A 19,589-nucleotide genomic window follows, 5' to 3' on the forward strand; every position below is an offset into this window, starting at 1 on the left:
CCGAGTCCACAGCAGGCCCCGAGTGACCGAGAAGCCGCCCCGCCGCCGCAACGCCGACCGCAGCGCCGCGACCCGCCAGAAGATCCTGGAGGCCACCGTCCAGTGCCTCCACGACCTGGGCTACCACCAGACCACCACCGTGGTGGTCACCGAGCGCGCCGGGGTCAGCCGCGGGGCCATGCTCCACCACTTCCCCTCCAAGGCCGACCTGATGGTCGCCACCATCGAGTACGTCCGCCGCCAGATGGGCCTCGCCCACCAGGAGAAGCTCGCCCCGATCGCCGACCCGCGCGCCCGCTTCGCCGCGCTGGTCGACATCCTCTGGGCGCAGTTCAGCCAGCCGATCGGCGTCGCCCGCATCGAGCTGATCCTGGCCTCCCGCAGCGACCCGCTCTTCGCAAAGCTCACCGTCGAGCTCGACCGGCGCCACAAGGACGTGGTCTGGCCGCTGGCCAAGGCGCTCGGCTTCAGGGACCGAGCCCGGGTCGACGCCGTCGTTCAGCTCTACGCCGCCGCGGTCCGGGGCCTGGCCATGGACGCCTTGCAGCCCGCCTTGCGCCCCGGGGCCCAGGCGGCTGTCCAGCTCCTTCGGGAGACCATGCTGGCGTGGGCCGACCAGCAGGCCAGCGACGAGTCGGACGACAGGAGTGAGGAGATGGTGGATGCGACAGGGATTGAACCTGTGACCCCCTCGGTGTGAACGAGGTGCTCTCCCGCTGAGCTACGCATCCAACTCAAGAGCGCGTCCGCACGGGCGCGCCGGGAAGGAGCGGGCGTATAGCCTGAGGCCTTACGCGCCGCAAGGGCCGAGAAGCCGCAAACAAGCCCCAGGCAGTTCGTCGAAGTGGTCGATCAGGACGTCGGGCGAAAGTTCCGCCGCCGGCGTCTCGGTGTAGCCGAACGAGACGAGGATCAGGCCGGCCCCTGCGGCGCGCGCGGCCCCCGCGTCCGTCGCCGCATCGCCCACCAGGATAGCGCGCCCGATCTCGCCGCCGGCGGCGGCGACGGCCGCCGTCAGATGCCGCGGGTCCGGCTTGGCGGCCGGCGCGGCGTCGGCGCCCACCACCGCCTCGAAGTGGCGGGCGAGGTCCAGCGCCTCGAGAAGCGACACCGAGAGGCCGGTGAGCTTGTTCGTGCAGACCGCCAGCCGCGCCCCGTCCGCCTTCAGCGCCTCAAGGGCGGCCACGAGGCCGGGGTAGGGGCGGCTCTCGTCGGCGATGTGAGCGTGGTAGCGGTCGATGAACCGCTCGAAGAGCTCGGGCAGGCGCTCGGGCGGCAGCGGCGCGTCGGCGGCGGCGAATCCCCGCTGGATCAGCCACCGGGCGCCCTTTCCGATGAACGGCCGGGCCTCGTCCAGCGGCAGGGGCGCTAGCCCTTCCTCCTTCAGCAGCCAGTTCAGCGTGCCGATCAGATCGGGCGCGGTGTCCACCAGCGTGCCGTCAAGGTCGAAGGCGATGGTCGCGCCGGCCAGGGCCGATCGGTCGGACGGGGTCACGCTGGGCTGCTCTCCGGGGCTCTGCAGCCGGCAGGCTTACCCGCTTCTCGCGCCGGCCGCCAAGGCTTGCTAAGGCTCGCCGGCGAACCCATTGAGTCAGCCCCCGGAGAGCCTGTCGATGACCGCCCGCGCCGCCGTGATCCTGGCAGCTGGCCAGGGGACCCGCATGAAGTCGCCGATCCCCAAGGTGCTGCACAAGGTGGGCGGGCGCAGCCACCTCGACCGCATGATCGACACGGTGCAGGCCGCCGGCTGCGAGCGGATCGTCGTCGTCGTCGGCACGCACAGTCCAGCCGTGCGCGAGCTGGTGGAGAAGCGGCTGGGAACCCAGGCCGTGGCCGTGCAGACCGAGCCGCTCGGCACCGCGCATGCGGTGCTCGCCGCAAGCGAGGCGCTCGCAGACTTCTCGGGCGACGTGCTGATCACCTACGCCGACGCGCCGCTGCTCACCGCGCAGGATCTGGAGCCGCTGTTCACCCTGCGCACGCAGGGCGTCGACCTGGCGATGCTGACCTTCGAGCCCGCCGACCCGCTGCTCTATGGCCGGGTGATCAAGGGCGCGGACGGCCATGTGATGCGCATCGTCGAGGCCCGCGACGCCACGCCCGAGGAAAGGGCGGTGAAGTGCTGCAACGCCGGCATGATGTGCGCCGACCGCGCCCGCCTGTTCGGCTGGCTCTCGCGGGTCGGCAACGCCAACGCCAAGGGCGAGTACTATCTCACCGACATCGTCGGCATCGCGGTGGCTGAGGAGGCCCTGGTCCGCGGCCATTCTGCTCCCGAATCCTCGGTGATGGGCTGCGACACGCCCGCCCAACTCGCCCAGGCCGAGGCCGTCTTCCAGCAGCGCCAGCGCCAGCGGTTCCTCGCCGACGGCGTGGCCATGCTGGCCCCGGAGACGGTGCACTTCTCGTGGGACACGCAGATCGCCCCCGGCGCCGTGATCGAGCAGTTCGTGGTCTTCGGGACCGGCGTCACGGTGGAGGCGGGCGCGCAGATCCGCGCCTTCAGCCACCTGGAGGGCGCGATCGTGCGATCCGGCGCCCTGATCGGCCCCTACGCCCGGCTGCGGCCTGGCGCGGACATTGGCCGCGACGCGCACATCGGCAACTTCGTGGAGGTCAAGAACGTCACGGTGGGCGAGGGGGCCAAGGCCAACCACCTCAGCTACCTGGGCGACGGCTCGGTGGGGGCGAAGGCCAACATCGGGGCCGGCACCATCTTCTGCAACTACGACGGCTTCTTCAAATACCAGACCCACGTGGGCGCCGGCGCCTTCATCGGCTCGAACACAGCCCTGGTGGCGCCGGTCAGCGTCGGCGACGGGGGGATGACCGGCTCGGGCTCGGTGATCACCCAGGACGTGCCGGGCGACGCGCTCGCCCTGGAGCGCGGCGGCCAGACGAACCGTCCCGGCTGGGCCGCCGAGTTCCGCGCCCGCAAGGCGGCGGAAAAGGCCGCCAAGGGCAAGGCATGAGCGACGCCGACGCCCAGAAGCAGGCCGTCGGCGAGGCCGCCGCCCGGCTCGTGGAGAGCGGCATGGTGGTTGGGCTGGGCACTGGCTCCACAGCGGCCTGGTTCGTGCGCCAGCTGGCGGAGCGGAAGCTCGACGTCACCTGCGTGGCGACCTCGGTGCAGACGGAGCAACTCGCCGCCGAACTCGGTCTCAAACTCGCTCAGTTGGGCGACACGCGCGAAATCGACCTGACCGTCGACGGAGCGGATGAGATCGGTCCCGGCCTGTCGTTGATCAAAGGCGGCGGCGCCGCCCTGCTGCGCGAGAAGCTGGTGTGGGAGGCCTCACGCCGCTGCGTGGTCATCGGCGACGCCGCCAAGGTCGTCCCGGCGCTCGGAAAGTACCCGCTCCCGATCGAGGTCGTCGCCTTCGGCCACAAGACGACGTCGGCGCGCATCTGCGACGTGCTGGCTGAGTTCGAGATCGGCATGGTCCCACGCCTGCGGATGAAGGACGGCCACCCCGTGAGAACCGACGGCGGCAACCTTATTTACGATGCAGCCTGCGGGCGCATTGAGGAGCCGGCGGCGCTCGCCGCCGCGCTGAAGAGCCTGACCGGGGTCGTCGACCACGGCCTGTTCCTCGACCTCGCCGAGCTGGCGCTGATCGGCGGGCCGGACGGCGTGTCGACCCTGGAGCCGTAAGAAGGAGCCGCCTCTTGGCCAAGTACGACTACGACCTCTTCGTCATCGGCGCGGGCTCCGGCGGCGTGCGCGCGGCCCGACTGGCCGCGATGTCCGGCGCCAAGGTGGCGGTGGCGGAGGAGCACCGGGTGGGCGGCACCTGCGTGATCCGGGGCTGCGTGCCGAAGAAGTTCATGGTCTACGCGTCGGAGTTCGCCCACCACTTCAAGACCGCCGAGGGCTACGGCTGGACCGTCGAGGGGGCGACCTTCGACTGGGCGAGGTTCATCGCGGAAAAGGACAAGGAGATCGCCCGGCTGTCCGGCATCTACGTCCGCAACCTGCAGAACGCGGGCGCCGAGCTCGTCCATACCCGCGCCACGATCGTCGACGCGCACACGGTGGAGAGCCAGGAGAAGGGCCGCGCTACGGCGGAAAGGATTCTGATCGCCACCGGCGGCCGCCCTTGGATGCCCGCCGACCTGCCGGGGGCCGAGCACGCGATAACGTCGAACGAGGCGTTTCACCTGCCGAAGCTGCCGAAGAGCATTGTGATCGCCGGGGGCGGCTACATCGCCATCGAGTTCGCCGGCATCTTCCATGGCCTGGGCGTGGAGACGACGATCGTCCACCGCGGGCCGAACCTCCTGCGCGGCTTCGACGACGACGTGCGCGCCCACATCGCGGAGGAGATGGAGAAGCGCGGCATCAAGGTGATCCTGGGGGCCCAGCACAAGGCCATCGAGAAGCTGGGCGATGGGCGATTCGTCAGCCACTTCACGAACGGCCACCAATGCGAGAGCGAGGTGGTGATGTTCGCGCTCGGCCGGGTGCCCTACACCGACAACCTCGGCCTTGAGAACGCGGGCGTCGCGCTCGCCGAAAACGGTGCGGTCAAGGTCGACGCCTACTCGAAGACGAATGTCGACTCCATCTGGGCGGTGGGCGACGTCACCGACCGCATCAACCTGACGCCCGTCGCGATTCGCGAGGGTCAGGCCTTCGCCGAGACGGAGTTCTATGGCCGGCCCACCACCTTCGATCACGAAATGGTCGCCTCGGCGGTCTTCTCCCAGCCGCCGATCGGCTCGGTGGGGCTGTCGGAGGCCGAGGCCCGGCACAAGTATGGGAAGGTGGACGTCTACCTGACCCGCTTCCGGCCTATGAAGTACGCCTTCATGCACGGCGATGAGCGCTGCCTCATGAAGCTGGTGGTGGAAGCCGCCACCGACCGGGTGGTCGGCTGCCATGTGGTCGCGCCCGACGGCCCCGAGATGATCCAGATGGCGGCCATCGCCATGAAGATGGGTTCTACCAAGGCCCAGTGGGACGCCACCTGCGCGGTTCATCCCACCCTGGCGGAGGAACTGGTCACCCTGCGCGAGAAGTACGTGCCGCCGGGGCTGGGCCAGGCCGCATGACCATCCTCTCCCGGGGCTCCGCTGCGGCGAGCCCCCCAGGCTCTGGAGCGGGCGAGGGCGGAGCGCTAGGCGTCTGGTGCGGAGGGGTGCTGGTGTTCGGCGCCGTGCTCACCCCGCTGATCGGCTGGCTCGCCCCGTTGGGCTTCGCTGCGCTCCTGGCGTTGCTGGGCCTGCTCAGTCTTCCCGCCGTCCGGGTCGGGCCCAACGATCGGCCGGTGCTCGTGGCCCTGCTCGTCGCCCTGCTCTGGGCCGCTGTGTCGAGCACGTGGAGTCCACACCCCGTGGACGCGCTCGAGGACAGCACCGCGCTCAAGCTCGGTCTGCAGCTGCCGCTCTACTGGGCCGCGGTCTGCGGCGCCCGTCGCGCCTCGGCGGCGCTGCGCACCGCGGCGCTCCAGGCGCTCGCATGGGGCCTCGCGGCGCTCGGCGTCATGCTCATCGTGGAGGCCTTCACGGGCGCCTCCATCTATCGCGCTCTGCATGAGCAGTTCTACGAACCGATCCGGCCCGATCTCGCCGCCCGCAACCTCAGCCGCTCAACCTTCGTACTCGCCGTCCTTTGGCCGGTCGCGGCGGTAGGCGCCATGCGGGTGAAAGGGATGGGCTGGCTCTCCGTGCCCATGGCGGCGGGGACGGTGGTCGGAGCGGTGGCCTTCAACGCCGACGCGCCGGCAATGGCCGTGTTCCTGGCGGGCGCGGTGGTGCTGGCGACGCTCCGCTGGCCGGCCGACGCGCCCCGAGCCTTGGGCAGCCTCGCGGCCGTCGCCTACATCGTAATGCCGGCGGTGGTGATCGCCGGGCGCGCCGCGGCCCAGGCGCTGCATCTTTCCCCGACCCTGCCGCTCTCCTGGGCCATGCGCCTGGGTTACTGGACCCACGCCGCCGACTGGATCGGCGACCACCCGGTGCGCGGCTGGGGGCTGGAGGCCTCCCGCGAGTTCGGACCCGGCATCGTCCTCCATCCGCACAACGGACCCCTGCAGGTCTGGCTGGAACTCGGCGCGGTCGGGGCCTTGATGGCTGCGGCGGTGTGGTGGCTGGCGCTCAGCAAGCTCACCCGCGAAAAGCCGGACCTCGTGGCGGCGGCGGCTACCGCCTCTGCGGCCGTCTACCTGCTGTTCGGCGGAGTGAACTTCGGCCTTTGGCAGGAGTGGTGGCTCGCCCTCGCGGCGCTGGCGGCCGCCGTGGCCGCCGCAGCAAAAGGGCAAAATGTTCTTCGGCCATCGACCGCGCACCCTATTTGAGGGTAGAACCCGCCCCTTCCGCTCCCTCGGGGGGAGCAAACCTTCGCTTATAAGTACAAGACCATGACCGAGCACTGGACGCCTGCTTCCTGGAGATCGAAGCCCGCCAAGCACATGCCGACGGACTATCCGGACCTCGGCGAGGTGACGAAGGTGGAGCAGACCCTGCGTGGGATGCCGCCGCTGGTGTTCGCCGGCGAGGCCCGCCGCCTGAAGTCGCTGCTGGCCGACGTCTCGGAAGGACGCGCCTTCCTGCTGCAGGGCGGCGACTGCGCCGAGAGCTTCAAGGAGTTCCACGCGGACAATATCCGCGACACCTTCCGCCTGATCCTCCAGATGGCGGTGGTGCTGACCTTCGCCGGCGGCAAGCCGGTGGTGAAGGTCGGCCGCATGGCCGGCCAGTTCGCGAAGCCGCGCTCCGCGCCGATCGAGACCCAGGGCGAGGTGACCTTGCCGTCCTACCGGGGCGACAACATCAACGCCATGGAGTTCACCCCCGAGGGCCGGCGGCCCGACCCCCAGAGGTTGGTGCAAGCCTACTCCCAGTCGGCGGCGACCCTGAACCTGCTGCGCGCCTTCGCCGGCGGCGGCTACGCGGACCTGCACAACATCCACCGCTGGACGCTCGGTTTCGTCGCCGACAGCCCGCAGGGCGCCCGCTACCGGGAACTGGCCGACAAGATCAGCGACAGCCTGGCCTTCATGGAGGCGATCGGCGTGACGCCCGAGAGCCACGCCTCGCTCCACCAGGTGGAGTTCTTCACCAGCCACGAAGCCCTCCTGCTCGGCTACGAGGAGGCGATGACGCGCGTGGATAGCACCTCGGGGCAGTGGTACGACACCTCCGCCCACCTGGTGTGGATCGGGGAGCGCACCCGTGAGCCGGACGGCGCCCACGTGGAATTCTTCCGCGGCATCAAGAACCCGATCGGCCTGAAGTGCGGCCCGACCATGGAGGGTGACGACCTCCTGCGCCTCATCGACATCCTCAACCCGAACAACGAGCCTGGGCGTCTGACGCTTTACGGCCGCTTCGGCCACGACAAGGTGGAGGATCGCCTGCCGCGCCTGCTGCGCGCGACCAAGGCCTCGGGCCGCAGCGTGGTCTGGGCGATCGATCCGATGCACGGCAACACGCTGACCGCCGCCAACGGCTACAAGACGAGGCCGTTCGACCGGATCCTCTCGGAGGTGAAGTCCTTCGTGGAGATCTGCAAGTCCGAGGGCGTCCACCCGGGCGGCGTCCACCTGGAGATGACCGGCCAGAACGTCACCGAGTGCCTCGGCGGGGCGCGGGCGCTGTCGGAAGGCGACCTCGCCGACCGTTACCACACCCACTGCGACCCGCGGCTGAACGGCGAGCAGGCCCTGGAACTCGCCTTCCTGGTCGCCGAGAAGCTCAAGGAAGACCGAGTCGACCTGCAGCGTCGGGCCGTCGCGGCCCGATAAACCTCCGCTTGCGCAGGGCTTTGCTGCCTCTAAGCTCTGCCTGGGCAAGTGGGGGGCAGATCATGCGGATCCGAAGCGCCGTGGTCGCGGCGGCTGTCGCGCTGAGCGCGCCGGCGGCCGCTCACGCGGGTGTCTATGGCGATGACCTAGCAAAGTGCGTCGTGTCTTCGGCGTCGCCGCAGGATCAGACAACCTTCGTAGCCTGGTTCTACGCGGCCATGAGCTCGCACCCGGACGTGGCGCAGTATTCCCGTCTGGCCGAGGACCAGCGCAAGGCGATGGCCGTCAAAGCGGGCGCGCTCATGCAGCGACTGATCACCCAGGATTGCCGCAAGCAGGCGGTGACGGCCCTCAAGTACGAAGGCGCACCGGCCGTTGACGCCGCCTTCCGGTTGTTCGGCGAGGTCGCCGGCCGCAGCTTGATGACCCATCCCTCGACCCAGAGCGGGCTGGCCTATCTGGAGGCGGGCGTCGATCCAAAGGCCTTCGAGGCGCTGGCCGCCGAGGCCGGCCTGCCGCCGCCGAAGAAGCCCTGAACCTTCTCAGCGGGTCTGGCCGCCGTCCACCGGCACGATCGCGCCGGTCACGAAGCTCGCCAGCGGGCTCAGCAGGAAGGCGGCCACCGCGCCGATCTCCTCGGGCCGGCCGAACCGCTTCAGCGGCACCTCGCGGTTGATCCAGCGCGCCCAGGCCTCGCCCCGTGCGCCCTGCGACCGCTCTTCCCACTCGCCGCCGGGAAAGATGATGTTGCCGGGGGCGATGGCGTTGACCCGCACGTTGCTCGCGCCCGCGATGCGCGCCAGCTCCTTGGTCAGGTGGTTCATGCCGGCCTTGGCCGTACCGTAGGTGAGGGGCGTGCCGAGCGCGCCGAGCCCGGCGATCGAGCTGATCAGCAGCACCGAACCCTCGCCGCGCAGCGTCATCCGGCGCAGGGCCGCGCGCGAGAGCCGCCAGGCGGAGTCCAGGTTCTGGGTAAAGCCGGCGTCCCAGGTGTCGTCGTCCACCTCCAGACCCGGCGGGCAGGGATGCAGGCCCACGTTGGCCACGGCGCCGAAGATTGGGCCGAAGCTGTCTTCCGCCCGCGCCACCGCGTCTTCGATCACCTGCGTCTGTCGCATGTCGCCGGAGATGGCCAGCAGTCGGTCCTCGCCGTATTCCCCCGCAAACCTGGCGCGCGTCGCCTCGAGCGCCTCCGCGCCGCGCGCGGTGATCACCAAGCGCGCACCTTCCGCCAGGCAGGCCTCGACGATGCCGAGGCCGATGCCGCGGCTGGCGCCCGCTACGAAGATGACTTTGCCGTCCAGTCCAAGCTGCATGTCGTCATTCCCGTCCGTGGAGGATCGCCAGGGCCTGCTCAGCCAGCGCCGGGCAGCCGTTGACCGCCTCGCGCTCGCTGGCGGCCACGCCCGCCAGCACCCGCCGGTAGACGCCTTGGGAGATCGAGGCGAGCCGGAAGATCGAGAACGCCATCAGGAACGGCCAGTCCTCGATCCCGGAGCGACCGGTCCGTTCGCAGTAGCGGGCGACGTACTCCGCCTCGGTCGGGATGCCGCTCGCGCCGAAATCCACCCCGTCCAGGCTGCCCCAGGACGCGCCGTGCGAGCGCCACAGGAAGGCGTTGTAGGCGATATCGGCCAGGGGATGGCCGATCGTGGAGAGCTCCCAGTCGAGCACCGCGATGATCCGCGGCTCAGTGGGGTGGAACATCACGTTCTCGAGGCGGTAGTCGCCGTGCGCGATGGACACCGACTGGTCCGCGGGGATCCGGGCGGGCAGCTCCTCGATCAGGGCGTCCATGGCCGGGATGGTCTCGGTGGCCGCGTCCCGGTACTGCCGCGTCCAGCGCGCCACCTGCCGGTCGAAGTAGTTGCCCGGCCGCCCGTAGTCGCCCAGTCCCGCCGCCTCGTAGTCGACCTGGTGCAGTCGGGCGAGCGTGGCGTTCAGGTCGTCGTAGATCGCCGCGCGCTCGGCCGGCGCAAGGCCGGGGAGGGTGGCGTCTCGGAATATCCGGCCCTCCAGGTAGTCCATGACGTAAAAGGGCGTGCCGATCACGGCGGGGTCTTCGCACAGGGCGCGCATGCGGGGGACGGGGAGGTGGCCCTCCAGCGCCTTCATCACCCGATGCTCGCGCTCGACTTGGTGGGCGCTGGCCAGCAGCTGACCCGGCGGCTTCTTGCGCAGCACGTAGCGGCGGCCTTCGCCGCTGGTCAGCAGGAAGGTGGGGTTGGAGGCGCCGCCCTGGAACTGCTGCACCGTCAGGCGGTCGCCGACCTCTGGGAGCTCAGCGCCCAGCCAGGCGTGCAGCTGCGCCTCGTCGAAGCGGTGGGCCGGAACCACGCCCCGCACCGGCGGGCCGCCGCCTTCGCCGCTGTCGGCGACATGGGGAGAGGTTGCTTGATCGATGGGCATTGGCGCTCGCTCAGCCTGAACGGCGCGATTTCAGCGCACTGCCGCAGGGGGAGGCGAGTCCTCCTTCGCGCCCAAGATCAACGCGGGTCGGCGCGCGCCGACCCGTCCGGCGTCTCGCTCCGGGTGAGCACGCGCAGGACCCGGCCGTTCTCGCGCAGTTCCACCGAACTCTGGTGCGGAGCATCCGCAAGGTTCTGCCTGGCGAGTTCGACCGCGCGCTCCTCCGTCTCCACCAGCAGCCAAGTCGTCTGCCGCACGGTGTAGCGGTCATCGGTGATCCAGCACTCGAACGAACGCATCCCCACCCGCCCCCTCCAGACGGCTAGAAACGGTAGGGCACGCGCAGGACCACCCGCATGTCGGGCGCTTCGCTCGTCACCCCGAACTCGAAGCTGTTGTTGAGCGTGATCCTCTCGTTCAGTCGGAAGGACCAGCCCATCAGCATGCTGCCCACCACCAGCGGTCGGGACTTCTCGTTCTCACCGTTGATCTCGGTCTCAGTCGGGAAGATGTAGTTGTGGCTGTAGCCCAGCGAGACGGAGAAGCGCGGGTTCAGCGACAGCCCGAAGCCGACCTGGGCTCCGATCGAGTCGCCGGGGTCCACGCGCCCCACCTGCGCGCCGCCGATCTCCTTGTTCACGTCGTCGGCGAAGTTGTGCAGGTAGGTGAGGCCGCCGAAGATGATCGCGGGCTCGCTCGGATAGATCATCGTCAGCCCGCTCTCGAGGCTCCAGAAGCCGGAGCCGGTGGCGAGATCCAGGGCGACGCCGGCGTCGTCGAACGGCACGTCATAGGGGCTGATCCCGGTCGGCGGCTTGACGCGCGTGTTGGCCACGAAGATCGGCCAACCTCCGCGACCCGTGTTCAACTGGTACCTGGCCGCCACTTCGATGTCGCCGAGCGCGTCCTCCCGGAGTTCCTGCGGGATCGGGTCGAATTCCGGGGTGGCCCGGGCAGGGATGTCCAGCCGGTCGTGCCGATAGACATAGGGCACGCGCGCTTCCACCTCGAGCCGGTCGGTCAGCCCGTAGCGCGCGGCCAGGGTGGCCACGGCCGTATCGCGCGCCACATCGCTGGCCTCGATCAGGCCAAGTTGTACGCCCGCGACGATCTCCACCCCGCGGAAGACGAGCCGGTTGTTGCTCGTCCGGACATATTCCAGCGACGGGTCCAGGATCAGCTGCCCCTTCGGGCTCAGCACGTTCATGGCCGAAGGTATGGCGGTGACCGGCGGCGCCGGCGCGGTCTGCGGCGCCTGGCCGACCGGGCCCGCCGGCAGCTCGGTGACCGCCGTCGGCGGCTGCTCGGCGGCGGCGAGGGTGCGGACACCGCGCATCGGCGCCGCCCCGAGCCCGGCGCCTCGGGCCTCCGCCAGGAAAGCCTCGCGCTCGGCTTCGAGAGCCTCGATCTTCGCCTGCTGGGCCTGCAGGCGCGCGTCCTGTTCGGCCAAACGCTTCGACTGCTCGGCGAGCCGCGCTTCGATCCTGGCAAGCGCCGCGTCGCTCGGCTGGGCGGCCAGGGCGGGTGCGCCGGCCGCAAGGGCGGCGGCCATGGCTGCGGCCGCCAGGAGCAGCGCTTTCGGCCGGGGGCGAGCTCGCATGATGGGGCGTCCTCTTCGTAGGGTCAGTTGCCTAGCCCCGAGGCTTGCGGCGACAAGGCCTGCAGGGCCTGGGTCACCCGCTCGGCGGCGATGCGTTGCTGGAGGTCCGGCAACTGCGGCAGGTGGAGCGTGATGTCGGTGTCCTGCCGGATCGACCGATCGTTGCCGGTGTTCAGCACCACGCTGGCGATCCGGTTCGCCCCGACGTCGTGGATGACGCTCACGCCCGGCGCCACGACGACTGGCGCGCCTGACGCAACATCGGCCGGCAGCGAGCGCGCCGCATCGCTTTCGAAGACGCGCTCCATCCGTGCGCCCTCCGGCGCCCAGGTCAGCCGGGTTTCCAGGGCGAGCGACCCGTCGACGTAGGTGCGGACGGAGGCGCCGAAGCCGATCTCCAGGCCCATGGCGGTGGCGATCCCGCCCCGCTGGTCCGCGAGCGCCTCTTCGGACAGGCTTCCCGCGGCCTCCGGCGCGGCGGCGCTCGTAGCTTCCTGCGCGCCCGCCACGGAGGCGGCGAGCCAGATCGCGGCGGCGGCAAGGATCGGGCGCAGGCTCATCGGACCGATCCTCCGCCACGCGTCAGGCCGACGATCTGGAAGATCGGCGGCAGCTCGCGCGTGAAGCTCGAGAGGGTGGAGTCGTCCAGCGCGGGGACGGGGCCGAGGCCAAGGTGGGCCCACTCCTCGGCGCGATCGTAGGCGCCCTGAGGGCCGGCCTTGGCGTTCACCAGGAAGACGACTCCATTCCAGACCTGCCCGAAGGCCTTGAGCGGGTAGAGCTTCAGCCCCTGGGCGGGGTCGCCGACCATGACCTTGCCGTGCCGGACGCCCTTGATGATGACGAAGTGGCGGTAGGCGCCGACGTTGATCAGCGCGATCGCCGGCGCCTGAGCCTTCGCTAAGTCGGCGAGCGTCCAGCGATATCCGTCCGCCTTCAGGCCCTGGGTTTCCAGGTAACGCTTCATGTCCAGCAGCGAGAAGCCGACCTTGCGGATCTTCTCCTGGTCTCCGGACCGGTACATCGCCTCGAAGATCGCCGCCTCGGCGGTCGGGCGGCCGTAGTGGTGCGTCAGCAGGGTCGCCACGGCGGCCGAGCCACAGCTGTAGTCGTATTGCTGACGCACCACCGTGCGGAACGGCATGTCCCGCAGGCTGGTCACCCGGACAGATGCGCTGTCGCCGGCGACGTTGAACATCGCCTGGCCGGCGACCGGCCAGGCGGGCGCCGCGAACGCGACCAGCACCGCGGCGCGCGCCATCAGGCCCCTGAGAGCTTCGCCCCTCATGGCGCTAGCTCGGGGGCGTCGTGACGACGCTGATGTTGATGGCGCCCTGCAAGGTGTTGTTGGCGCCGGTGTTGATGACGAAGTTGCCGATCCCATTGAAGCCATCCAGCGCCTCGGCGCCGAAGCTCACGTCGCCCGACGTGAGGGTTCCTGCGTTGACCGTGTTGCCGCTCGTGGTCCCGCTCAGCTGCTGGCGGGTGAGCACCTCCACCGAGACTCCCTGGCCGCCGCTGGCGCCCTCCATTTCAGCCAAGCTCAGCGCACGCTCGGCGGGCGCGCTGGGCCCTGTCGCCTCCGGCGACGGATGGTCGGGTTCGGCGAGGGCCGGGCCGGCAAGGGCCGCGGCGGAAAGAAAGGCGGTAAGGCTGGCGATGCGGCGCATGAGGGTCCCTCGTGGTGGTCCGCCCTGTTCCAGGCGGAGGTCCGCGCCAGGCCGTCGGGGCCTGGCGCGGTTCGCATCCGCTTAAGGGGCAGTGCCGCCGAAGCTGATGTTCGCGTTCGCCGACAGCGAGGTCGCGGCTTGGTTCAGCCCGCCGACCCCGGTGTTGAAGCTCGCCGTTTGCACGCCCGCGAAGGCCGCGCCGTTGGCGTTCACCGCACCCGTGGTGAGGACACCCGCCTGGTCGCCGCCGTCGGTGGGGGCGCCGTAGGACACGTTGATCCCCGTCACGGTGCCGTCGAGGTCCTGACTGGACATCGAGGTGGTGGTGGTCGTCGTGTGGGTCGAGTTGTCCGAGTTGTCGTTGTTGGAGTCCGCCCAGCGCATCGAATTGTCGGAGCTGTCGTTGTTCGAATTCCGGGTGGAATTGTCCGAACGGTCAGAGTTGTCCGACCGGTCGGAATTGTCGGAATTGTCGTTGTTGGAATTCGCCCAGCGCATCGAGTTGTCGGAGCGGTCGGAATTGTCCGAACGGTCCGAGAAATCGTTGTTGGAGTCGTTGGTCGAGCGGTTCGAGTTGTCCGAGTTGTCGTTGTTCGAGTCGGCCCAACGCATCGAGTTGTCGGTGCTGGTGCTGGTCCGAGTCACGGTGCGGGTGTTTCCCGAGTCCGAAGTATTGGTCGAGTTGTTGGAAGCGTCGTGCGTGTTGGTGGAATTGTTCGACGAGTCGCTCGTCGACGTGTTCCCCGAGTTGGACGTGTTGGTGGAGTTGTTGGACGAGTCGCTCGTGGAGGTGCTCGTCGAGGTGTTCCCGGTGTCCGACGTGTTCGTCGAGTTGTTCGAATTGTCGGTCGTGCTCGTGGACGTCGTGGTGGTCGAGCCCGGGGTGACCGCCTGCGCCATTGCTGTGGTCGACAGGACGGCGCTCAGCGCAAAGGCCGAGGCCGAAGCCAGGAATTTCAAGGTCATCTACAGTGCCCTCCAGAGCCGTGTGTGGAGGCCGTTCCTCCGGGCCGCTGAACCGGGCCTGCGACAAAAATGTTCGGCGCACGGTTCCGTGATCGGATCGTTTCGCCGCATCGGGCAGGTGCCAAGCGCCAGGCGCGTGGCGGCGGTCCGCGGCGCGCCGCGGACAGTGGCTTCAAGGAGTCTGGGCGTAGGGGGCGGGGCCCGCCCTAGATGGCGAGGACCACCGCGGGCAGCTTGGCCGGCAGCCGGTCGAGGTCGATGTACTTCGCGAGGGCGTCGCGGGCGCGGTTCACGCGGCTCTTGATGGTGCCAATGGGACAGCCGCAGACCTGGGCGGCTTGCTCGTAGGTGAAGCCGGCGCCGACGGTCAGCAGCAGGGCCTCCCGTGTGTCCTCAGAGAGGGAGGCCAGGCCGCCCATCAGCTCCTTGTAGCGAAGGTTGAGTTCCTGCTCTGGCGCCGACACCAGCTGGGCGGCGAGCTTGCCATCAGGGTCCTCCGTCATCCGGCCGGCGTTCTGAACCTTGTTCAGGAATTCGTTGCGCAGGATTCGGAAGAGCCAGGCCTTTACGTTGGTGCCCGGCGTGTATCCCGAGCGATAGCGCCACGCACGCAGCAGGGCGTCCTGAACCAGGTCGTCGGCGTCGGTGACGGAGCGGGTGAGCACAATCGCATAAGCGCGAAGCTTGGGGATCAGCGGCTTTATTTCATCGAGCAACCCGTCGGACACCGCGATCTCCCTGGGGTCAAGCTAGCTTTCGCTGCTTGTTCCTGATCATTTGCTGGGATCCATATCACGGGCCCGGCGGGCGGCGCCTGCTCGTTTGTTTGTTTTCTATCGGTAGTGCATCACGAATTGTACGGCCAAGCGTGGCTATACAGACAGGGCCGTGCTGAACAACCTGTGCGCCCCGGATGTGGCGAGCCGCCCCTTGGTGGCGATCAGGCAGGCGCAGGGGCCTTCCGGCGAGACGGTGACCGTGTGACTGGAGCCGCCGGGACTCTCGACGAAATCGCCGGCGGCGTAGCGTTCGTCAGCCTCGAACGCCCCGGTGAGCACGCAGACGAGTTCGGGCCCGCGGTGACTGTGGCCGGGCAGCTTCCGCCCGGCCGGCGCGTGCAGAAGGTAGATCCGCCAGCCTTCGCGGCGGGGTGCGTCGACGTGGGCGACCCAGAGGTCCGGTCGCAGCCAGCGCCGCGGACGGAAGGCGACGTGGCGCAACGAAGCGGGCAGGGGAACGTCGCCCAGGGTCGTGCTGGCCACCGGCTCGGGCTCCGCCGCCGTCTCCGCCAGCTTCGCGAGCAACGCGTTCAGCGCGTCCGGCGCCATCGGCGCTTCGGGCAGGCTTTCCACGAACGTCGCCTCTGCGGTCTCAAGCTCGGCGAGGTCCTGGCCGCACTGAGCGCACGTCTCCAGGTGGGTGCGCACACAAAGATCGGCGGCCCAGGGAATCCAGCCCGACGCGTACGCCGACAGCAGCTCGCGCGATGGGTGGGCGAGTGGCCGATGCACGATCAAGGTCCGTTGTCTCCAGGTTGAGCCGAGGGAGCCTACAGTCGATCCGAGGCGAACTGATGGCCGTCAGGGTGGCTAATCTCCGAACCTCACGTACGGTTCGCCCGCCCGCGCCGCGCGGCTCCAGTTTGTGCCTTCATGGCCACGGTTGCACGGTAAGGGTAATGCCGGCGAAGCACGGCCTTGCCTTTTAGAGCACGGGCGCCAGTGTCGGCGCCTTCTTTGACAATCAGGTGTTCCATGGAGCCCGTCCAGGCTCAGGCGCCCGCGTCCGCCGCGGCGCGCGCCCATCCCGTTCGCGACGAGCTGCCCCAGCTGCTGAAGCTGTCGGGGCCAGTGGTGATGTCGCGCCTGGGGATCATGGCGATGGGCCTGACCGATGCGGTGGTGGTCGGCCGTTATTCGGCGACGGAGCTCGGCTACCATGCGCTGGGCTGGGCCCCGACGAGCGTGGTGCTGACCGCTCTGGTGGGCCTGCTTGTCGGCGTCCAGGTGATGACCGCCCGCGCCATCGGTGAGGGTCGTCGCGAGGCCACGGGCGCGGTGCTGCGCCGGGGCCTGGTCTATGCCTTCTGGATCGGTCTTGCCTCGACCGCCGCGCTGGCGGCCGTCGGCCCGCCGTTCCTGCACATGATCGGGCTCGAACGGGACCTCGCGGACGGGGCCAGCCGCGCGCTGCTCGTCTTCTCGCTGTCGCTTACCGGCTACTCGATCAGCGTCGCTTGCAGCTTCTGGCTGGAGGGCCTGTCGCGGCCGGGTCCGGCGGCGGTCGCCATGTGGGCGGCCAATGTGGTCAACCTCGGCCTGGTCTTGCTCTTCGTCCCCGGGACCTTGGGCCTGCCCGCCTGGGGGGCCGTGGGGGCCGCGTGGGCGACCTTCGGCGCCCGCACCTTCCTGGCCCTGGCCATGCTCGCCTTTATCGCGACCATGCCCGAGGCGAGGGCGCTGGGCGTCTTCGCGAAGCCGCCGCTCGATCGTGCTGGGGCGACGGAACAGCGGCGGATCGGCTACGGGGCGGGCATCTCCAACTTCCTGGAGGTTGCGGCCTTCGCCAGCATGAACGTCATCGCCGGCTGGCTCGGCGGGCTGGCGGTCGCCGCCTGGGCCATCGTGCTGAATGTCGCAGCCATCGTCTTCATGGTGCCCCTTGGCCTCGCCACCGGCGCGGCGGTGCTGGTGGGCAAGGCCTATGGCGCGCGCGATCCAGCCGGCGTGAACCGTGCGGGGGCCGTATCGTTCGGCGTGACGGCGGTGTTCGGCGTGGTGGTGACCCTCGTGGTCTGGCCGGCGGCCGAGCTGATTTCCCGGGGCTACACCACCGATGTGAAGACCATCGCGCTCGCTGCGCCCGCCCTGGCGCTCGCCACCCTGATGTTCCTGCCGGACTGCCTGCAGGTCGTGGCCGCCCAGGCGCTGCGCGCCCGCGGCGACGTGTGGCTGCCCACGGGCACGCACCTGACCAGCTACATCCTGGTGATGATGCCCCTGGCCTACGTCCTGGCCATCCCCATGGGTCTGCACCTGACGGGAATCGTCTGGGCGGTGATCATCGCCAGCGTCGTGTCGGCGGTGCTGCTGCTGGCGCGCTTCTGGCTGTTGAGCCGCCAGCGTCTCTAGGCGCCGGCTCCCAGGATCCAGCCTTCCTCGCGCTCGGCGTCCAGCACCACGTCCGGGGCCGTGCCCGCCGGCGGCGCGAAGAGAGCGCCCAGCTTGTTCTGCTCGTCCAGGCGCGCGAAGTGCTCCGCCACCGCGCGCACCTGGGCCAGGTCCTTCACCTCGCCCGGGCCGGGCGTCACCTTCAGCAGCGACGGGTAGACCTCGGCCAGCACAACGTCGACGCCTTCCAGATCGGCCTCGGTCAGGGCCTTGAAGCCGGTCTCGAACGGCCAGGCTTTCGCAGCCTCGCCGCGGGCGAGCTTCAGCCGCCGCGCGGCCGGGATCCCGAGGATGGCCTGACCACCCACCGACCCGTTGTAGTAGAGCTTCCAAATCGAGGCGGCGCCCTTGGCCGCCAAGTCGGCGTGCCGGAACTCCGGCAGGTCGCCCGGCCCATGGTTGCGGGTGCGCTTCGGCTGCAGCGTTGTGAGCGCGTCCTTCGGCGGGCAGCCCCAGAACGGGAAGGGGCCGCCGGTCAGCCGCCGGTTGATCTCCGAGCCGACCGAGAAGCGGTTGTTGGTGTTGTCGGCCTTGTCCTTGGCCATCTTGTCGATCTGGTCCCAGGCGGCCCGCCAGGGCTGGTCGCCCGGCAGGTTCAGCGCCGCGGCGAAACCACGGGGGAAGCCCAGCGGGAAGTCGAAGCCGACCAGCGCCCGCTCAGAGCGCTTCTTGAAGTCGTCGAGGATGGCGTTCAGCCGCTTCTCGGCCTCCGCCCGGGTCGGCGGATTGTGGCTCTCGAACGCCAGCCGGAAGCGCACGTCGCGCTTCAGTACGCCGATCCAGACCGAGTCCGCCCCCGTGGTCGGCTTCGACGCGGCGCTCCAGTCGACGATCACATAGGCGCTGAACAGGCGCGGCACGTTGGCGGCTCCGTTTGACGAGGAACGGTGGCTTCTAGCCCCTCAGCAAGAACGGGCCAACGGCCGCGTCGTTCACGTCAGCCGAGCTTCACCAGCATCTTGCCGAGGTTCTCCCCGGTGAACAGCCCGAGGAAGGCGTCGGGCGCCTTCTCGATGCCCTCGAACACCGTCTCCTTCCAGGTGACCTTGCCGGCCCGCACCCAGCCCGACAGATCCTCGATGTACTTCGGCATCAGGTCGAAATGGTGGGAGACGATGAAGCCTTCCATGCGGATGTTCTTGCCGATCAGCTGGGCCAGGTTGCGCGGCCCGGGGGGCGGCTCCGTGGCGTTGTAGATCGAGATCATCCCGCAGATGGCGAAGCGGGCGAACAGCCGCGCGGAGTTCAGGGCCGCCTCCAGATGCGCCCCGCCGACGTTGTCGAAATAGACGTCGATTCCCTCCGGCGCGCCCGCGGCGAGCGCCGCGTTCAGGTCCTTCTCCGCCTTGTAGTCGATGACATGGTCGACCCCAATCGAGCGCAGGAACTCGGCCTTCTCCGCGCCGCCCGCCGAGCCGATCACCCGATGTCCCTTGGCCTTGGCGATCTGGCAGACCACCGAGCCCACCGCGCCCGCCGCGCCCGAGACGAACACCACGTCGTCGGCCTTCAGCGCCGCAACGCGCAGCAAGCCGGCGTAGGCCGTGAGACCAGGCATGCCGGCCACGCCCAGGAAGGCCTGGGGCGGCAGGCCGCGCGAGTCGAGTTTCTGCAGGCCCGCGGCGGGCGCCGTGAAGCCCTCGCGCCAGCCGAGCTGGGACAGCACCAGGTCCCCGGCCTGGAAGCCCGGATCGTTGGACGCGGTGACCTGGCCCACGGCCCCGCCGTGCATGGCCTCGCCGAGGGCATACGGCGGCGCGTAGCTCTTCACGTCGTTCATGCGGCCGCGCATGTAGGGATCGACCGTCATCCAGAGGTCCTTGACCTGGACCTCGCCGGGACCCGGATCGCGCAGCGTCACCGAGGCGATCTCGAAGTTTTCGTGGGTCGGCATGCCCACCGGTCGGCTCTTCAGGCGGACTTCGCGCACCTCAGCCATCGTCGTTCTCCCGCTGCTCTGGTTCAAACAGCTGTTTAGCTCGCCCGCCGCGGTGGCGTCGAGGGCGGCCGTCTGCTAGGCGCTCGC

Annotated in this window: 21 protein-coding genes and 1 tRNA gene; 8 read left to right on the top strand and 14 right to left on the bottom strand. The window is 69.6% G+C overall.

The window, feature by feature from the left end; translation table 11 throughout:
- Positions 1–142 precede the first annotated feature (142 nt).
- Positions 143–700 (top strand): TetR family transcriptional regulator, encoded by a 558-nt coding sequence (locus tag VIL67_RS19645; protein ID WP_414696216.1) that lies wholly within the window; start codon positions 143–145, stop codon positions 698–700.
- Here VIL67_RS19645 and VIL67_RS13955 read toward each other — a convergent pair.
- Positions 657–731: transfer RNA gene (locus tag VIL67_RS13955), tRNA-Val, on the bottom strand. The genes VIL67_RS19645 and VIL67_RS13955 overlap by 44 nt on opposite strands.
- A gap of 59 nt (positions 732–790) precedes the next feature.
- Positions 791–1,495, bottom strand: coding sequence for a phosphoglycolate phosphatase (gene gph, locus VIL67_RS13960; protein WP_332049515.1), 705 nt, complete (start codon positions 1,493–1,495; stop codon positions 791–793).
- A 118-nt stretch (positions 1,496–1,613) separates the two neighbouring features.
- On the opposite strand from gph, the gene glmU reads away from it, so the two are divergent.
- The 6 genes from glmU to VIL67_RS13990 all read left to right on the top strand — a co-directional run bounded on the left by glmU (position 1,614) and on the right by VIL67_RS13990 (position 8,284).
- On the top strand, positions 1,614–2,972 hold the full coding sequence (glmU, locus tag VIL67_RS13965) for a bifunctional UDP-N-acetylglucosamine diphosphorylase/glucosamine-1-phosphate N-acetyltransferase GlmU (RefSeq protein WP_332049516.1): 1,359 nt from the start codon (positions 1,614–1,616) through the stop codon (positions 2,970–2,972).
- Entirely contained in the window at positions 2,969–3,655 is a 687-nt protein-coding gene (gene rpiA / locus VIL67_RS13970; protein ID WP_332049517.1) for a ribose-5-phosphate isomerase RpiA, read from the top strand. Before glmU ends, rpiA begins: the two co-directional genes overlap by 4 nt.
- A 14-nt stretch (positions 3,656–3,669) precedes the next feature.
- Positions 3,670–5,055 (top strand): glutathione-disulfide reductase, encoded by a 1,386-nt coding sequence (gene gor, locus VIL67_RS13975; protein WP_332049518.1) that lies wholly within the window; start codon positions 3,670–3,672, stop codon positions 5,053–5,055.
- Positions 5,052–6,299 (top strand): O-antigen ligase family protein, encoded by a 1,248-nt coding sequence (locus VIL67_RS13980; RefSeq protein WP_332049519.1) that lies wholly within the window; start codon positions 5,052–5,054, stop codon positions 6,297–6,299. The genes gor and VIL67_RS13980 overlap by 4 nt, the downstream gene beginning before the upstream one ends.
- A 63-nt stretch (positions 6,300–6,362) precedes the next feature.
- A complete protein-coding gene (locus VIL67_RS13985) occupies positions 6,363–7,748 on the top strand; it encodes a class II 3-deoxy-7-phosphoheptulonate synthase (RefSeq protein ID WP_332049520.1) in 1,386 nt (461 codons plus the stop codon).
- A gap of 62 nt (positions 7,749–7,810) precedes the next feature.
- Complete coding sequence (locus VIL67_RS13990) at positions 7,811–8,284, top strand: hypothetical protein (RefSeq protein ID WP_332049521.1); 474 nt, start codon at positions 7,811–7,813, stop codon at positions 8,282–8,284.
- A gap of 6 nt (positions 8,285–8,290) precedes the next feature.
- Here VIL67_RS13990 and VIL67_RS13995 read toward each other — a convergent pair whose 3' ends face one another.
- From VIL67_RS13995 to VIL67_RS14040, 10 genes are all read right to left on the bottom strand, one after another.
- Positions 8,291–9,064 carry an SDR family NAD(P)-dependent oxidoreductase gene (locus VIL67_RS13995; RefSeq protein ID WP_332049522.1) on the bottom strand — a complete coding sequence of 258 codons (774 nt, stop codon included), beginning with the start codon at positions 9,062–9,064 and terminating at the stop codon, positions 8,291–8,293.
- 4 nt (positions 9,065–9,068) lie between these two features.
- Positions 9,069–10,157: a phosphotransferase family protein gene (locus VIL67_RS14000; protein ID WP_332049523.1), complete on the bottom strand. Its 1,089-nt coding sequence runs from the start codon at positions 10,155–10,157 to the stop codon at positions 9,069–9,071.
- A gap of 77 nt (positions 10,158–10,234) precedes the next feature.
- A complete protein-coding gene (locus tag VIL67_RS14005) occupies positions 10,235–10,456 on the bottom strand; it encodes a hypothetical protein (RefSeq protein WP_332049524.1) in 222 nt (73 codons plus the stop codon).
- Between the two features lie 23 nt (positions 10,457–10,479).
- Positions 10,480–11,757 (bottom strand): transporter, encoded by a 1,278-nt coding sequence (locus VIL67_RS14010; RefSeq protein WP_332049525.1) that lies wholly within the window; start codon positions 11,755–11,757, stop codon positions 10,480–10,482.
- A 23-nt stretch (positions 11,758–11,780) separates the two neighbouring features.
- On the bottom strand, positions 11,781–12,317 hold the full coding sequence (locus tag VIL67_RS14015) for a hypothetical protein (protein WP_332049526.1): 537 nt from the start codon (positions 12,315–12,317) through the stop codon (positions 11,781–11,783).
- Positions 12,314–13,045: a C39 family peptidase gene (locus VIL67_RS14020; RefSeq protein ID WP_332049527.1), complete on the bottom strand. Its 732-nt coding sequence runs from the start codon at positions 13,043–13,045 to the stop codon at positions 12,314–12,316. The genes VIL67_RS14015 and VIL67_RS14020 overlap by 4 nt, the downstream gene beginning before the upstream one ends.
- Before the next feature lie 4 nt (positions 13,046–13,049).
- Positions 13,050–13,427 carry a hypothetical protein gene (locus VIL67_RS14025; RefSeq protein ID WP_332049528.1) on the bottom strand — a complete coding sequence of 126 codons (378 nt, stop codon included), beginning with the start codon at positions 13,425–13,427 and terminating at the stop codon, positions 13,050–13,052.
- 81 nt (positions 13,428–13,508) lie between these two features.
- Positions 13,509–14,393 carry a hypothetical protein gene (locus tag VIL67_RS14030; RefSeq protein WP_332049529.1) on the bottom strand — a complete coding sequence of 295 codons (885 nt, stop codon included), beginning with the start codon at positions 14,391–14,393 and terminating at the stop codon, positions 13,509–13,511.
- A 206-nt stretch (positions 14,394–14,599) separates the two neighbouring features.
- A complete protein-coding gene (locus tag VIL67_RS14035) occupies positions 14,600–15,121 on the bottom strand; it encodes a sigma-70 family RNA polymerase sigma factor (RefSeq protein WP_332049530.1) in 522 nt (173 codons plus the stop codon).
- 144 nt (positions 15,122–15,265) lie between these two features.
- Entirely contained in the window at positions 15,266–15,904 is a 639-nt protein-coding gene (locus VIL67_RS14040) for a cupin domain-containing protein (protein ID WP_332049702.1), read from the bottom strand.
- Positions 15,905–16,147: 243 nt separating this feature from the next.
- Between VIL67_RS14040 and VIL67_RS14045 the strand changes: the two genes are divergently transcribed.
- Positions 16,148–17,524 (top strand): MATE family efflux transporter, encoded by a 1,377-nt coding sequence (locus VIL67_RS14045; RefSeq protein ID WP_332049531.1) that lies wholly within the window; start codon positions 16,148–16,150, stop codon positions 17,522–17,524.
- Here VIL67_RS14045 and VIL67_RS14050 read toward each other — a convergent pair.
- Both VIL67_RS14050 and VIL67_RS14055 read right to left on the bottom strand, forming a co-directional pair.
- The gene (locus VIL67_RS14050; protein ID WP_332049532.1) at positions 17,521–18,423 is read right to left on the bottom strand and encodes a cobalamin biosynthesis protein CbiG; all 903 of its coding nucleotides are present in this window, start codon (positions 18,421–18,423) and stop codon (positions 17,521–17,523) included. The two genes, VIL67_RS14045 and VIL67_RS14050, sit on opposite strands and share 4 nt — an antisense overlap.
- 77 nt (positions 18,424–18,500) lie before the next feature.
- Entirely contained in the window at positions 18,501–19,502 is a 1,002-nt protein-coding gene (locus VIL67_RS14055) for an NADP-dependent oxidoreductase (protein ID WP_332049533.1), read from the bottom strand.
- Positions 19,503–19,589: the final 87 nt, after the last annotated feature.

The sequence above is a fragment of the Phenylobacterium sp. genome, assembly GCF_036563385.1.
Lineage (GTDB): Bacteria > Pseudomonadota > Alphaproteobacteria > Caulobacterales > Caulobacteraceae > Phenylobacterium.